We start from the raw sequence: 15,063 nt of genomic DNA, 5'->3' as shown, positions 1-15,063 counted from the left end.
ATAAGCTATTTACAAATTTTAAATATGTGGAGTGAATTTTTATGTTACCAAAAGGTCTAATCGTTTCATGTCAAGCATTACCAGATGAACCATTACATTCATCTTTTATTATGTCTAAAATGGCATTAGCTGCTTATCAAGGCGGTGCATCAGGAATTCGTGCAAATACTAAAGAAGATATCTTAGCTATTAAAGACGAAGTTTCTTTACCAGTGATTGGTATTGTTAAGCGTGACTATGATAATTCAGATGTTTTTATCACTGCTACTTCAAAAGAAGTTGATGAACTTATTGAAAGTGGTTGTGAAGTCATTGCTTTAGATGCTACGAAACAAGAACGACCAAAAGAATCTTTAAAAAAATTAGTAAATTATATCCGTGAAAAAGCACCAAATGTTGAAATTATGGCTGACATCTCAACTGTCGAAGAAGCTGTTCAAGCAGATAATTTAAAATTTGATTACATTGGCACAACATTACGTGGGTATACTTCATATACTAAAGGTCATATTCTTTATGAAAATGATTTTGAATTTTTAAAAGAAATCTTACAGAAAGTAAATGCTAAAGTCATTGCAGAAGGAAACGTCATCACACCTGAAATGTATAAAAAAGTAAGTGAGCTTGGCGTACACTGTACAGTAGTTGGAGGCGCTATTACACGTCCTAAACAAATCACTGAACGTTTTGTAGACGCTATTCAATAAGAGTAGTCTATTTTTAAAAATAGTTCTTATTCATTTACAAAGGGGAATAATTATCTTTAGTTGAATAAACGTATGGAGGCGTTTATATGATGAAATTGATTAATTTAAAAAATAAAGCGATTGCCAGTGATTATGTAGCTATTGAACTTTTGAAACTAATTCAAGACAACCCTAAAGCAATTCTCGGATTGGCTACAGGAAATACAATGACAGATATTTATCCACGTTTTTCTGAATTATTGGAAGCAAACGACACAGATTTAAGCGAAGTACAAACGTTCAATTTAGATGAATACGTGGGCTTAGAACCTGAACATTCTCAAAGTTATCACACGTACATGCATAAGCTATTGTTTGATCATAATTCTAGTTGGCAAGCTTCGAATATTCATATTCCTCAAGGTAAAGTGGATGATTTAGAAGCTGAGTCTAAACGCTATGAAGAATATTTAAAATCTATTGGCAACCCAGATATTCAACTATTAGGAATTGGGGAAAATGGGCATATTGGGTTTAACGAACCTGGCACGTCTTTCGAAAGTGAAACACGTGTGGTGGATTTAACTGATTCAACTGTTAAAGCCAATAGTGTGAATTTCGATAAGATTGAAGATGTACCGAAACAGGCTGTATCTATGGGATTAAAATCAATTATGCGTGCTAACCGTATTATTTTAATCGCATTTGGAGAACGTAAACAAGAAGCAATTCGTCGTTTATTAGAGGGAGAAACAACTGAAGATTTACCAGCATCTATATTGCATAATCACCCTAATGTAGAAATCATTATTGACGACACTATTTATAACAATTTGAAATAAAAAAATAGGACAGTATTCGAAGATTTAAAACCTTTGAATCCTGTCCTTTAATTATTTATTATGAGTGTTTAAATAATTTTAAAATTAAAGACATAATAATGCTTACAATTGCGATAATCGCAAACGTAATTGCGAAAATTAATTCAATTTGATGTAAGTTGAATTGTAAATTAAAATCATTAAAACCGTTAAACGTGCTATAAACTAGTAAGTTAAGTACAAGTACAGCGATTAAAGCTATAATAGACAACCATCCCAAAGTTGTGAAAAAGTTTTTTGCACTTGGAAATCTTAAATCATGTTGCACCGTAATAGCCCCCTTTCGTATCAATATGTCAATTTTTCACATAGTTAATATTTATATTCACTTATTTTCGCAATTTTAAACCTTTTAAAAATATAAATGTGCACAATATGTACGCATCAGACTATAAGTTTTAAAATTTATCATATTCTGACTATGCCGGTAGTCTTAAAAATGATGAATTGTGCCTGCTTTAATCGTTTTACTTATTTCAATTTCATCATTGGCGATAACGATATCTGCATCTTTGCCAATAGCCAAACTACCTTTAGTATCATCAATCTTTAATGCTTTTGCCTGGTTTAAACTAGCTACACGCCATAAATTCTCTAATGAATCATTTGTAAAAGTCATTAAATTACGTAAGCCATCATTCATTTTTAAAATACTACCTGCCAACGCACCACTTGCTAATCTTGCTTCTTTACCTTTTACGATAACATTTTGACCACCTAGGTCGTATTCGCCATCTTTCATACCTTTAGCACGCATAGCATCTGTAATCAAATACATGTGCTCATTACCTTTTTGTTTATAGGCAATATTGACTGAAGCAGGATGTGAATGTACACCATCGACAATAACCTCAGTGTTTAAACCTTTATTCGTCCATGCTGCACCAAAAACACCTGGATCGCGATGTTCGAATGGCGTTGCGGCGTTATATAGATGCGTAATATGCTTAGCGCCATGTTCAACCGCTTCATTTGCTTCATCAAATGTGGCTACTGTATGCCCCATTGAAAAGATAATATCGTCATGTAAAGCATTTAGAGTTTCATGCGCACCCTCTACTTCTGGCGCAAACGTTATAATTTTAATTTGTCCGTTCGCAATCTCTTGAAAATGTTGAATTTTGCTTACTGAAGGGCGTTGTACATATTTTGGATTTTGCGCGCCTACTTTGTGTTCCGAGATAAATGGTCCTTCTAAATGAACGCCACCGATTTCAGCTGCCTCACCTGGTTGCTGATTTGCTTGATAAGCCACAATATTTTTTAATGCTTTTTCAATATTCTCGTCTGATTGCGTCATTGTTGTCGCTAAGAACGTTGTTGTCCCTTCAGATAACAATTGTTCCGCTAAATGTTTCAATCCTTCATATGAGGCGTCCATAGCATCTTCACCGTATCCGCCATGAATGTGAATATCAATAAATCCTGGTAAGACATTTTGTCCTTGAGCATCTACTTGTTGTAAATCGCCTGTATACTCGCCTTCTTGAATATCACTTATTTTGCCATCTTTTACTACAAGATATCCATTTTCAATAACTTGTTCTTCTGTGTAAATTTTCCCATTAGTAATGACATAGTTCGACATGATATACCTTCTTTTCTTAAATATTGTTCTAAATTCATAACAATTATAGCATTTCAGATATTCAATTTATTGCTTTGTAAAAAGTTTTCAAAACAACTTATTATATCGCTAGTTTTCTTAAATTTTCAAAAAAATGAATTTTGAAAATAATTACAATTATAGGTATACTCATAACTAAATAACGTATAAGGGATGACTTAATAAAACTATGAATGACAAGCGTAAGAAAAACAATTATTTCGTTTATATCATTTCGGTAGCCATCATTATTCTTATCACTGCTATGGCAGGCATTTTCCCAAAGGGATTTGGAACTTATGCACAACACGTTTATGATTTTATTTCAAATTCATTTGGTTGGTTATTTTTACTCATTATTTTCATTTTAGATATCTTTTTAATTTCTTTAGCTGTTTCTCGTTATGGTCGTTTTAAATTAGGTGATGACGATGAAGAGCCTGAATTTTCATTTTTATCATGGCTGGGAATGCTATTTTCTGCTGGGCTAGGCGTAGGTATCGTCTTTTGGGGTGTAGCTGAGCCACTGACTCACTATATTCACTCCCCTTTTCCAGGAAAAGTTCCAGATCAATCAGCAGAATCTGCACGTGTCGCTATGGGATATACTTTCTTTCACTGGGGCATTTCGCAATGGTCCATCTTCGCTATGGCCGGCTTAATTGTAGCTTACTTCCAATTCCGTAAAAAAAGAGATGGTTTAATCTCTACTGCCATGGAGCCAGTCTTTGGCGAAGCTTACAAACGTCCGTTCCGCAATATAATCGATATTCTAGCGATTATTGCTACGGTCATGGGGATTGCAACGTCGATTGGCCTCGGTATTATGCAAATTAGTGGCGGTCTAAGTCACGTCTTTCATGTACCAAATAACAATTTCACTAAAATTGCAATTACTGTCTTAATGGTTTGTATTTTCCTAGGTTCAACGATTACTGGTTTAGATAAAGGCGTAAAATGGTTGAGCAATATCAATATTATTTTAGGTGCTGTACTACTCATCTTTATGCTCATATTTGGCGACTTAAAATTTATCTTTGAATCTTACACTTTAGCCATTGGAGATTACATACGAAACTTTGTAGAATACAGTTTACGTATTGACCCATATTCAGGAAAAAATGCATGGATACAGCAATGGACTGTCTTCTATTGGGCATGGGTGATTTCATGGTCACCGTTCATTGGTGGCTTCGTAGCTCGAGTGTCTCGTGGACGAACAATTCGTGAATTCATCATGTGTGTACTCATAGTGCCGCCACTTATTTCATTTGTATGGATTTCAGGCTTTGGTGGTATGGCTGTCAAAATTGCAATGGGTGGCGATAAAATCACTCAACTCGTCGACAAAGACTATACGGTTGCATTGTTCGAGTTGCTATCCAAATTCCCACTATCTGATATCACTAACGCATTAGCAATTGCTTTAATATTCTTACTGATTGTGACAAGTGCTGATTCCACAACACATATTGTAGCTGGTATGGCGACTGGAGGCAGTGAGAATCCTAAAAATAAACATAAAGTCGTTTGGGGTTTACTAATTGGAGCAATTTCAGTTGCGATGACGATTGCGGGTGGTTTAACAAGCTTACAAACCGCTTCAGTCGTAACAGGTTTACCATTCTCTATTATTTTATTACTAATGACAATTTCAATCATGAGAGCCTTACGCCGCGAACATACCAAACACTTCCAAATGTCATATATTGATGACGATAAAGACTACTCTATTCCTTTAGAACAACGTGAATCTGATAGCGATACTGTTGAAAAGGAGCAGAAAGATGACAAGACAGAAACGTAATGAAGAACAATATTTTAATTGATTACCTATCATAGGTGTAATAATAAGTGTATTTCTGTTTATACTCTTTTTCGTTATTTATAAAGTCGATGATAACTGGATGATTGTGAGTTTGTATTGTTTATTACCAATATTTGTGAATTGTTCCATGACTTTGGCATACAAATTCTTTAAAAAGTGATTATTAAAAATTAAATAAGATGTCTCTTGCTATAAGTGTAATTTTTAAATATTGTAGTAATAAGAACTTGAAATAATTAAGGGGATTCAAGGGGGATTAATTATGAATTACAAACAATATTCACCGGAAGCATTACGCCAACTTATTCGAGAAGGTAAATTAACAGGTCACACAAGTGGCATGGCAGAAGGTTATATCCAGGCCAATGTCGTTATCTTACCTTCCGCCTATGCTTATGATTTTTTAAAATTTTGCTTCAGAAATCCAAAGACATGTCCATTATTAGACGTTTCAGAAGTAGGTTCACCTTCTTTTCCTTATTACGGAAAAGATGCAGATATTCGTGCAGAAGTGCCCAAATATCGTATTTATGAACATGGCGAGCTCATAAAAGAAACAGATAATATCACTGATCTTTATACCGACGATATGGTAAGTTTCCTTATCGGCTGTAGCTTTACCTTTGAACATGCACTACTAGAAGCCGGCGTCCCTGTGCGTCATATTGAAGAAGAACACAACGTTCCTATGTATCGCACCAACATTCCAGCCGAACCTAGCGGACAATTCAAAGGCAACATCACCGTAAGCATGCGTCCAATGACCATCGCCCAAGCCATCCAAGCAACCGAAATCACAACGCACTTCAAGAACGTTCACGGTACACCTATTCACATTGGCACGCCAGAAGAACTAGGCATCAACAATATTAACGAACCAGATTACGGCGAACCCGTTACCATTAAAGCAGATGAAGTCCCAGTATTCTGGGGATGCGGCGTTACACCACAATCCGTGGCACTAGACACCAAACCCGACATCATGATCACACATTCCCCAGGCCACATGTTCATCACAGACATTAAAGACAATGAATTAAGTAATTAATATAAAAAATGGGAGATACACAGCATCAAACCCTAGCTGGCGTATCTCCCATTTTTGTATTCTTACTATCCTATTTGTATCAAAAGTTGATAAATTAGTGTGCCGGCATAGTTACCTATGACGTAACCTAAAGTACCTATAATAAGTATAGGCCCAATTAAACCTTGCCATCCTTTGCTTATAGCTAGTGCCGCTGCTGTAGTGGGACCTCCAGCAGTCGCATTACTTGCAAGTAATATTTCCTCAATTTTAAAGTTAAATAATTTACCAATAATCAAACTTAAACCTAAATTAAAAATTAAAATTATTATCACAAAGATAAATAGTAATGGCGCAGTCTTAATAATTGTAACGAAAGATGCTGGCGTACCGATTACAACAAAGAATATGTAAATAATAAATGTTCCTATTTCTGAAGACCCAGCCAACTTATCAAAGAAATCTCCCCAAATAGCTACTGCTAACAACGTTAGTGTAGTCAATAATAAGTATTGATCTCCAAAGAAAGATACTAATATAGTCAGCACTATATTAGACTGTGGAACTACATGTTGAATTAGCTCAGATAATTTAAAACTGATTGCTACTAAAGCAACCGCTATTGCTATCGAAAAAGCTATATCTAATAATTGAATATTTTTGGGTTGCCAATATGATTGTTGTGTTTCTGGAGTTGCTTCATCTTTATAGTCTGTCTTGAACCATTTTTTAATAAATGGCAATGATGGAATTGCAATTAATAACATAAAATACAATGCCATCACACTATTATCAGCAACTACAGTAGATGAAATCATATCACTAGGTGTTTTAAATTTTGTGCTTAACGCTGCAAAGTTAACGCCACCGCCAATATAACTACCTGTCATCATAGCGCCAATCTTAGCTAGATATGGAATCCAACGATGAAGTAAGATAAATCCTACTGTTGTTCCAATAATTGTACCTACCGAAGCGATAAGAAATATATATAATAATCGTCGACTTTCTCTCCATATTTTTAAAATATTAGAACTAAACAATAATAGAGGAATTGATATTGGCACCGCATAATTCCATACTGTGTCATAAACAGGTGATTCAGTCGGTATAACTTTAAAGTTAGATAATAACATAGCGCCGACTAAAGCTATAATTGCCCCTGAAATCGTACTTGCCCATTGATATTTCTGTTCTAGAAATATACTCACTGTAGCCCAGACGATAATAATGGCCCATAACACCCATGTATCGTCTTTAGCTATTAAAGCTCCCATTGTAAACATAAGCCCATCCCCTTCCTTGAGTAACATTTTATACTAAATATCAATTATTTTCGATGCTAGTATACATATTCTTAAGATAGAAAATAATGAGAAATATTCTCAATTAATTACTTACATCCTCTGTACATTCTTAAAAAATAGGTCTATCCTAATGTATGAAATATTGAAAAAATAGATTGAAAGAAGGTTTCATTATGGATAATCCTGTTCAGTATAAGAAGTTTATACTGCCTGTAGTTATCGGTGTCATTCTTGCCTTAACTACGCCTTTTAGACCTGAGGCATTAAGCGTGCAAGCATGGCTCATGTTCGTTATCTTTGTAGCAACTATCGTTGGCTGTATCACACAACCAATGTCTATCGGTGCCGTCTCTATCCTCGGTTTTACCCTTACCGTATTAGTTGGCGTCGTTGATACTAAAACAGCCGTTCAAGGTTTTGGTAACCCTAGTATTTGGCTAATTGCTATGGCATTCTTCATTTCAAGAGGTTTCGTGAAGACAGGTCTTGGTCGTCGAATCGCACTTCAATTCGTTAAACTTTTCGGGAAAAAGACGCTCGGCTTAGCCTACTCTCTTGTCGGCGTTGATTTAATCTTAGCCCCAGCTACACCTAGTAACACTGCACGTGCTGGTGGTATCATGTTCCCTATCATTCAATCCTTATCAAAATCATTCGATTCAGATCCTAAACAAGGTACTGAACGTAAAATGGGGGCATTCTTACTCTTCACAGAGTTCCAAGGTAACTTAATCACTGCGGCAATGTTCTTAACAGCTATGGCAGGTAACCCTTTAGCGCAAAACTTAGCTGAAAAGACTGCACATGTGCATATTACTTGGATGAATTGGTTCTTAGCAGCAATTGTCCCTGGATTAATTTCTCTCATTGTAGTGCCATTTATTATTTATAAAATGTATCCACCTACAGTTAAAGAAACGCCAGATGCTAAAAAATGGGCAGAAGACCAACTTGCAGAAATGGGTCATATTTCTAAAGCTGAAAAATTCATGATTGGCGTCTTCATTATCGCTCTAGTATTGTGGATGACAGGTAGTTATATTGGTATAGATGCAACATTAACAGCATTTATTGCTTTATCATTATTACTCATCACAGGCGTATTGAATTGGAAAGACGTTTTAAACGAAACAGGCGCTTGGAATACATTAGTTTGGTTCTCAGTACTTGTTATGATGGCCGATCAATTAAACAAACTTGGTTTCATTCCTTGGTTAAGCCATCTTATCGCTCACAATTTAGGCGGTTTAAGTTGGCCAATTGTACTTATCATCTTAATCGTATTCTATTTCTACTCACACTATTTATTCGCAAGTTCAACAGCTCACGTGAGTGCGATGTATGCCGCCTTACTTGGTGTAGCCGTAGCAGCTGGTGCACATCCATTATTTAGTGCATTAATGTTAGGTTTCTTCGGTAACTTAATGGCTTCTACAACACATTACAGTAGTGGCCCGGCACCTATCATTTACGGCGCTGGTTATATAAGCCAAAAACGTTGGTGGCTGATGAACCTTGCATTAGGTATCGTTTATTTCATTATTTGGCTTGGCATCGGCTCACTATGGATGAAACTCATTGGACTGATGTAATGGTAAGAAGGAATTCAATTTTAAATTGGATTCCTTTTTTTATCTCAAATATACTTTTATCTAAATTATAATTGTTAACAATATAAAATCGACGTATAATATATAAAAAATATCATAAAAAGGAGTTGACTCTTATGATTCCAGAAGAAAGAGGCTCTTATACATTATCCAAAGAAGAAGCAATGATATTTGCGACTGCAGAATTTAAACCATTTAACAATCACATTGAAAATGAATTAACTACAGCGAATCTACTTGAACTATATGAAAAAATTGAGAAAAGTAAATCATCGAATTTATAATCTTTCCGATTTTGATGACTACTCAAATATAAGTTATTCATTTTTTAAATTTCTCCAAGATAATATCAATCAATTTACTACTTCTTCTAACCCCTCTATAACATCTTACTTACAAAATAAAGCTTTACTTTTAAACCAACAAAATTCTCTACGTACTTATTTTATAGTTGATACAGACACTTTAGACATCATTGGTTATTTTTGTTTAAAAATAGTCAATATAAATACAAATATCTCAATATTGCATGATACAGATGAGTATCGCTTGAATACGCGATACTCATCTGTTGGCGCCGCCATTACCGCGTCTCGGTAATGGCGGTTTTTTGCGTTCTTTTTGTCTTCTTTCTCCCCTTTAATATTCCGTTCTTCGTAAGAGAAAAAAGTCGCCTTGGCAGGCGCCTTTAGTTTCCTACATGAAGAAACGGAGGTGAAACTATGCTTTATGACATTATTACTGAACAGTTAGCTAAATATAATGAAACACCTAGCAGTATCGTTTGCTATTACGAACAAATCGACTTCGGTCTTACTCAAGGCAATGAACAACATTTACTCGAATGCTATTTTCAGAGAATTTTCCATTATTTAAATCATTTAGATAATACACGTTATTTACTACAACAAATTGCGACGACGCCTCATGAATTGACAGAGTGGTACGTATTACATTCATATGTCCTAGGAAATGATTAGTTAGACATCATTCGACTATCCATTTTCAGAAAAAATGAATATATCGCACAAAATTAAATGAAATTAAGATTTTTATAAAATTAAAACTTTCATCTAAATGACTCATGCTGTCTAGGGTCGTTTTTTATAATGAAAATAGGTTTCGTGAAGGGAAGAAATGCGAATGGAACAGGCATATAGAGTACTTAATATCTACTCTAAATTGTTGAAAAAACAAACTGTAAATAAGGCAGATTTAGCCAAACAATTTGAAGTTAACCCAAGGACGATTCAAAGAGATATAGATAATATTCGATATTATCTACATGAAGCTAATCTTCACTCAGACATTGAAGAGGAAATCACTTTTGATCAAAGTAAAAACAGTTATTTTATCAAAAGTATGCATAAAAATATGGGAACGCCACTTCAAGCTACTAAAGTAACTTATGAAATCACACCTCATTTATATCAAAAAATGAAAAATAACTATGACATTAAAGTCTTACAACGAACTTCAAAGTCTCTCACTGTTGAAATTGAAGTGAGTGCGAGAGAAGCGATTGAGTTGTGTTTCAATCATAGAAAATCATTACGTCTTATATCTCCAACTACGTTACTCAATCAATTCACTACAGAACTCATTAAACTTCAAATGATTTATCTAAGACATGAAGTTTAACTATAAGACCAAGGGCAATGGAAGTTTATTTCTTACTTGCCCTTGCCTCTTAATAATCAACTACTTAAAGGAGAATGAAATATGAAGAAAATAAAATATTTAATCGCATTAATCATGATAGGCTTATTAATCCCCAATCTAACAGGATGTAGTAAAAGCATCGAACATAAAAAGAACATTTCAATTAAAGATATTATTAATGATAAGAAAGAACACCTTCTTTATATGGTTAGTAATAAAGATGGTGAGTCTAGAGTAGAATATTTATATTTAACAAAAAATGGACAAATGAAAATGATTGCATTAGATGGCGATTCAAATGTACCACCAGATTTTATTCGTAAGTTAGATGCTGATGAAGTGAAGAAGACACTTGATAGTAAACATGCATCTTATGAAGAAACACCTTATCGTGATGTTAAATCATATATAGAAGTAACCACTGATAACGGTAAACCTTTAATGACACTAGTAACAACAAAGGAAATATCTGAGAAACAAGCTAAAAATAATATTAGTAGCGCTATAGATTCCGTAGAAGAAGGAAAAGATAGTTTGTTAACTTACACTGACGTTAATACAGGCCAATCACAAGATCCTAGTAAAGATATAGAATATACAGGTCAATTCTCAGTTAATCCAGCAGCATTAAATAGCGATTCATCAGACGATTCAGATTACAAATATACGATGATTAAGCTTGATAATAAAGATCAAAAAATTGTAGATCTTTCTCCAAAAGATAAAGACGTTACACAAATCAAATTTTCTGACTTTAAAATGGAATAAGGAGAGTAAAAAATGAACAATTCAAAAGAACAACTTATGTCAGATATTGCCCTAATGATTAAAGGAAAAACTCAAATTCAAAATTGTAACAATACTATTAATAAAGAAAATAATAAACTTCGAAAAATGACATTAAATAATATAAAAAGAAAGAATATGTTATTTTTACTTTTACCAGCACTCGCGATTATAATTTTATCAATTATTTTATTTCAATCAGTTGGCCTACTCTTTATTGGAGTAATTGTATTTGGTGTTTGGTTTTTTCAAAATAAAAAAATTAAAAATCCAAGCAAACATTTCCTGACTTCTAATCGTTATGAAAATGCTCAAAAAGAAGTATTCGAACAAGATAGTGCTAAACTTGCTTTACAAAATATCCGTTCAAATCAAAGTACATTATCCGAAATCAATCAAACTTTAAATGCTTCAGGCGTTTATAATCGTATTCCAAATTCATACTCAAATATTGATGCTTTAAGCGCAATGTTTAATTATTTATATAATCAACGCGCTGATACGTTAAAAGAAGCGATTAACTTATTTGAAACAGAATCACATCAAGCACGTTTAGAAGGTCAACAGAAACATATTCTTTCAAAAGTAACAGAGACAAGTATCGATGCTAGAGCAGCTAGATACGCTTCTAACTTGGCAGCAACGAACTCTGCCGCTTCAGCTCATTGGGCAAGACAAGCAGCACACTACTCTGGAGAAGCGAGAGATTATGCAGCCTCAGCAAATTATCATGCATCAGAAGCAAGTCGTAAAGCAGGTGACGCAGCAGCCGATGCCCATAAAGCACGCAAAAATACAGAAAGATTATAAAATTTTAAAACCACTTATCTAGTCGCAATATTAGATAAGTGGTTTATTTTTTATTAATCGTTATCTTCTTCAAAAATTAAGGTTTTATGAGCTTTTTTTAATTTTAAATAGTGCTCATCAAATTCTCGCTGTTCTTCAAGTTCACGTTTTTCTTCTCTTAAAGGTATATTTTTCGCCTTATAATTAATATTGTTAATAAGCAATGCTCCGCCTGAACGACTTTTAGTATATTTGTCTTTTAAATAATAAAAATAATTATCTTCCAAGTATATTAATATCTCATCAATAAGTTCTTCGTTTAGAATATCATAGCTTTCTTTTAAAGTTCTTCTTATTAAATCCTTCCAAACATATTCATATCTTCTGAAAATAAAAATAGGAATATCTGGCTCAAAATTATTTTTATACTTATTTTCTTCGTTATGCTTAATACTTAGAGCTATTCTTCTTAAAATAATTCTCGGACTAAATAAAGTTGTTTTATTATTATAAGAAATTAATTCTTTGCCAATTAAAGGTGTATCCTCACTTTTTGAATATAATTGTGGATTTTGAGAACGAAACGGAAATACTTCTAAGTTACATAATTTAATTCTATCAATTTTTTCTTTTACATCTTGTAAAGTATTTAATTTTTCACTATTTAAATACGCTTTTCTAAATTGGTTAAAAGTATTTGTTTTAGGTGCTTTTTTTATTAACATTGGATAGTAGTAACGTGCTAAATAATAATGTCCATTAGCCAAATTATTTTGATTATTTATTAAGTTTATTCTTTCATCTTTATCCTTATTTATTAAGTTATTGAATTCTTTACTTAAGATAGAATTATTTAAATCGAAAAGATGATTTTTTACAGAATTACTATCTTTAAAATTAGATAAATCAGAACTAACATCTTCTACGTGTTCACTTTTGAATTTTTCGTAAAACTCGCTCAAATCTTTAGGTGAAGTTTTTTTATCTTCTAAAGCTATATTTGGGTTAGCTAAACATTGAAATATTGTAGCTTTACTTATATTCCCGTGAAAATGATTAGGTATGCCAAAATGAATATTTTTATAAAATGTCATTTTCGGTTTTTTAATAAGGTATGCATATTCATAGTCTTTTTCAATTTCTAACCATGAAAAATCATTTTCGTTGTATATTATTTTATTATCTTTACTTTGTTTAGAATCTATAGAAGAAGTTATTTTTAAAAATTTATTAATTAAATTATTAGCTCTTTCAGTTTGCCATGGATTATATTGTTCTAAAAATTCATCTTGGTCTACTATTAAATTTTTTAATAAATAACTTTCGTATTCTTTTCTTCTTTTCTCTTTCATTTTTCTCATCCCTATTCTTAAAAAGTATTAAGACGTTTGCATAGCTTTATGTCAGTCTCAACACTGATATTTAAGCATTTAATAGGGACACTATATGGGTTTTATTTTTATTATGGTGATATATATAAAAACAAACTATCTTTCCATTGAGATTAATCATCTATTATTTTCAAATATCTAATCTAATTATTCTTATCTATATCATTAATCTCTTTCAAATTAACCAATCCTATGACTACAGGCCCCCACATCAATAAAGATGCCATTAAGAAATTCGTACCCATAACAAAATAAAAAATACAAAAACTTAAAAATCCTACGAAGATTAACATAATATTAAACCAACGTTTTTGCGCTATTTTTGGTTTATTATTAGATTCCATCCTTATTTGCTCCTTTTTTATTTTTTCGCAACAATTATAAATAAACTCAGTATGTTTTACCCGTCAATTTCGAATCCTAAATCTTCAATCATTTGGTAATCGAGTTCGTTAGGTTGTCCGCCTGTAATTAAGTAGTCTCCTACAAAGATTGAATTGGCAGCTTTTAATGCGATAGCTTGTAATGAACGTAAATTAACTTCGCGACCTCCTGCGATACGAATTTCTTTTGTTGGATTAATCAATCGAAACATCGCTATGATTCTCAAACATTTCATTGGCGATAATAAATCCAATCCTCCAAATTTTGTGCCCTTAATTGGATGTAAGAAGTTAATCGGAATGCTGTCTGCGTCGATTTCTTTCAATGCGAAAGCCATGTCGATAATATCTTCATCCGTCTCGCCCATGCCACAAATTACGCCTGAACATGGTGAGATATTGTGTGCTTTCATTATTTCAACGGTGTGCACGCGATCTTCATATGTATGTGTGGTTACGACTTCGCTATGGTATCTTTCACTTGTATTTAAGTTGTGATTATAACGATCCACGCCCGCTTCTTTTAATTTTTCTGCTTGTTCTTCGTTTGTTAATCCTAAGCAAGCACAAATTTTAAGTTGTGGATGCACTGCTTTAATTTCTTCTACTGTGTCGCAAATGTGGTCGACTTCTCTATTCGTTGGTCCTCGTCCGCTCATCACGATGCAGTAGGTACCGATATGATTGTCTGTCGCTACTTGTGCACCTGCTTTAATTTTTTCTGATTCGACTAAGGCGTAACGCTGTTTTTGTTTGATTTTGACAGATTGTCCGCAGTAACCACAGTCTTCTGAACAGATTCCGCTTTTTGCATTTAATATCATATTTAATTTTACTTTCTTGCCGAAGTAATGTTTTCTAACAATGTACGCTTCATTTAATAATTCAAATGTGTCGATTGTCGGATTTTCAAATAATTCTAAAGCTTCGTTTTTGCTTAATAAATCATGGTTTAAGATGCGTTCTGCTAAATTTAAATTCATGTTGTTTCGTACTCCCTATCTTTTAAAATGGCCCAGTGATACGTTCGTGACTAACAATGTAAACTATTAATAATTATAAGTTTACATTAAAACGAACACAAATTAAACTTCTCCTTGAAAATAA

16 protein-coding genes are annotated in these 15,063 nt (G+C 33.2%); 10 read left to right on the top strand and 6 right to left on the bottom strand.

Features of this window, described 5'->3' with window-relative positions; genetic code table 11:
* Window positions 1–41: 41 nt before the first annotated feature.
* Entirely contained in the window at window positions 42–707 is a 666-nt protein-coding gene (locus LIX58_RS05320) for an N-acetylmannosamine-6-phosphate 2-epimerase (RefSeq protein WP_126564676.1), read from the top strand.
* An 89-nt stretch (window positions 708–796) separates the two neighbouring features.
* Complete coding sequence (gene nagB / locus LIX58_RS05315) at window positions 797–1,528, top strand: glucosamine-6-phosphate deaminase (protein WP_126564816.1); 732 nt, start codon at window positions 797–799, stop codon at window positions 1,526–1,528.
* 58 nt (window positions 1,529–1,586) lie between these two features.
* On the opposite strand, the gene LIX58_RS05310 is transcribed toward nagB, so the two are convergent.
* Together LIX58_RS05310 and nagA are read right to left on the bottom strand one after the other, a co-directional pair.
* On the bottom strand, window positions 1,587–1,835 hold the full coding sequence (locus tag LIX58_RS05310) for a hypothetical protein (RefSeq protein ID WP_126564677.1): 249 nt from the start codon (window positions 1,833–1,835) through the stop codon (window positions 1,587–1,589).
* A gap of 165 nt (window positions 1,836–2,000) precedes the next feature.
* Complete coding sequence (gene nagA, locus LIX58_RS05305) at window positions 2,001–3,155, bottom strand: N-acetylglucosamine-6-phosphate deacetylase (RefSeq protein ID WP_126564678.1); 1,155 nt, start codon at window positions 3,153–3,155, stop codon at window positions 2,001–2,003.
* A 208-nt stretch (window positions 3,156–3,363) separates the two neighbouring features.
* Here nagA and LIX58_RS05300 point away from each other — a divergent pair, with 208 nt between their 5' ends.
* Complete coding sequence (locus tag LIX58_RS05300) at window positions 3,364–4,980, top strand: BCCT family transporter (protein ID WP_126564679.1); 1,617 nt, start codon at window positions 3,364–3,366, stop codon at window positions 4,978–4,980.
* Between the two features lie 283 nt (window positions 4,981–5,263).
* The gene (locus LIX58_RS05295; protein WP_126564680.1) at window positions 5,264–6,049 is read left to right on the top strand and encodes a putative hydro-lyase; all 786 of its coding nucleotides are present in this window, start codon (window positions 5,264–5,266) and stop codon (window positions 6,047–6,049) included.
* Between the two features lie 65 nt (window positions 6,050–6,114).
* Here LIX58_RS05295 and LIX58_RS05290 read toward each other — a convergent pair whose 3' ends face one another.
* Window positions 6,115–7,314: a DUF819 domain-containing protein gene (locus LIX58_RS05290; protein ID WP_126564681.1), complete on the bottom strand. Its 1,200-nt coding sequence runs from the start codon at window positions 7,312–7,314 to the stop codon at window positions 6,115–6,117.
* Window positions 7,315–7,508: 194 nt separating this feature from the next.
* Here LIX58_RS05290 and LIX58_RS05285 point away from each other — a divergent pair, with 194 nt between their 5' ends.
* From LIX58_RS05285 to LIX58_RS05260, 6 genes are all read left to right on the top strand, one after another.
* Entirely contained in the window at window positions 7,509–8,927 is a 1,419-nt protein-coding gene (locus LIX58_RS05285) for an anion permease (RefSeq protein WP_226386144.1), read from the top strand.
* 134 nt (window positions 8,928–9,061) lie between these two features.
* Entirely contained in the window at window positions 9,062–9,229 is a 168-nt protein-coding gene (locus tag LIX58_RS05280) for a hypothetical protein (protein WP_186805181.1), read from the top strand.
* Window positions 9,230–9,667: 438 nt separating this feature from the next.
* The gene (locus LIX58_RS05275; protein ID WP_126564683.1) at window positions 9,668–9,925 is read left to right on the top strand and encodes a hypothetical protein; all 258 of its coding nucleotides are present in this window, start codon (window positions 9,668–9,670) and stop codon (window positions 9,923–9,925) included.
* A 163-nt stretch (window positions 9,926–10,088) separates the two neighbouring features.
* Window positions 10,089–10,586: an HTH domain-containing protein gene (locus tag LIX58_RS05270; protein ID WP_186805180.1), complete on the top strand. Its 498-nt coding sequence runs from the start codon at window positions 10,089–10,091 to the stop codon at window positions 10,584–10,586.
* 81 nt (window positions 10,587–10,667) lie between these two features.
* The gene (locus tag LIX58_RS05265; protein ID WP_154837038.1) at window positions 10,668–11,375 is read left to right on the top strand and encodes a hypothetical protein; all 708 of its coding nucleotides are present in this window, start codon (window positions 10,668–10,670) and stop codon (window positions 11,373–11,375) included.
* Window positions 11,376–11,387: 12 nt separating this feature from the next.
* A complete protein-coding gene (locus LIX58_RS05260; protein ID WP_154837036.1) occupies window positions 11,388–12,203 on the top strand; it encodes a hypothetical protein in 816 nt (271 codons plus the stop codon).
* 53 nt (window positions 12,204–12,256) lie between these two features.
* Here the strand turns inward: LIX58_RS05260 and LIX58_RS05255 are convergent, their stop codons facing one another.
* The 3 genes from LIX58_RS05255 to bioB form a co-directional block, all read right to left on the bottom strand.
* Window positions 12,257–13,534 (bottom strand): hypothetical protein, encoded by a 1,278-nt coding sequence (locus LIX58_RS05255; RefSeq protein ID WP_126564687.1) that lies wholly within the window; start codon window positions 13,532–13,534, stop codon window positions 12,257–12,259.
* Between the two features lie 182 nt (window positions 13,535–13,716).
* The gene (locus tag LIX58_RS05250) at window positions 13,717–13,917 is read right to left on the bottom strand and encodes a hypothetical protein (protein ID WP_126564688.1); all 201 of its coding nucleotides are present in this window, start codon (window positions 13,915–13,917) and stop codon (window positions 13,717–13,719) included.
* A gap of 56 nt (window positions 13,918–13,973) precedes the next feature.
* Window positions 13,974–14,939: a biotin synthase BioB gene (gene bioB / locus LIX58_RS05245; RefSeq protein ID WP_126564689.1), complete on the bottom strand. Its 966-nt coding sequence runs from the start codon at window positions 14,937–14,939 to the stop codon at window positions 13,974–13,976.
* Between the last annotated feature and the right edge of the window lie 124 nt (window positions 14,940–15,063).

Origin of the sequence: Staphylococcus sp. Marseille-Q1834, assembly GCF_916858875.1 — a bacterium.
Classification (GTDB): domain Bacteria; phylum Bacillota; class Bacilli; order Staphylococcales; family Staphylococcaceae; genus Staphylococcus; species Staphylococcus pragensis.
Note: the sequence above shows the minus strand (reverse complement) of the source record. Positions and strands in the feature narration are given on the sequence as shown.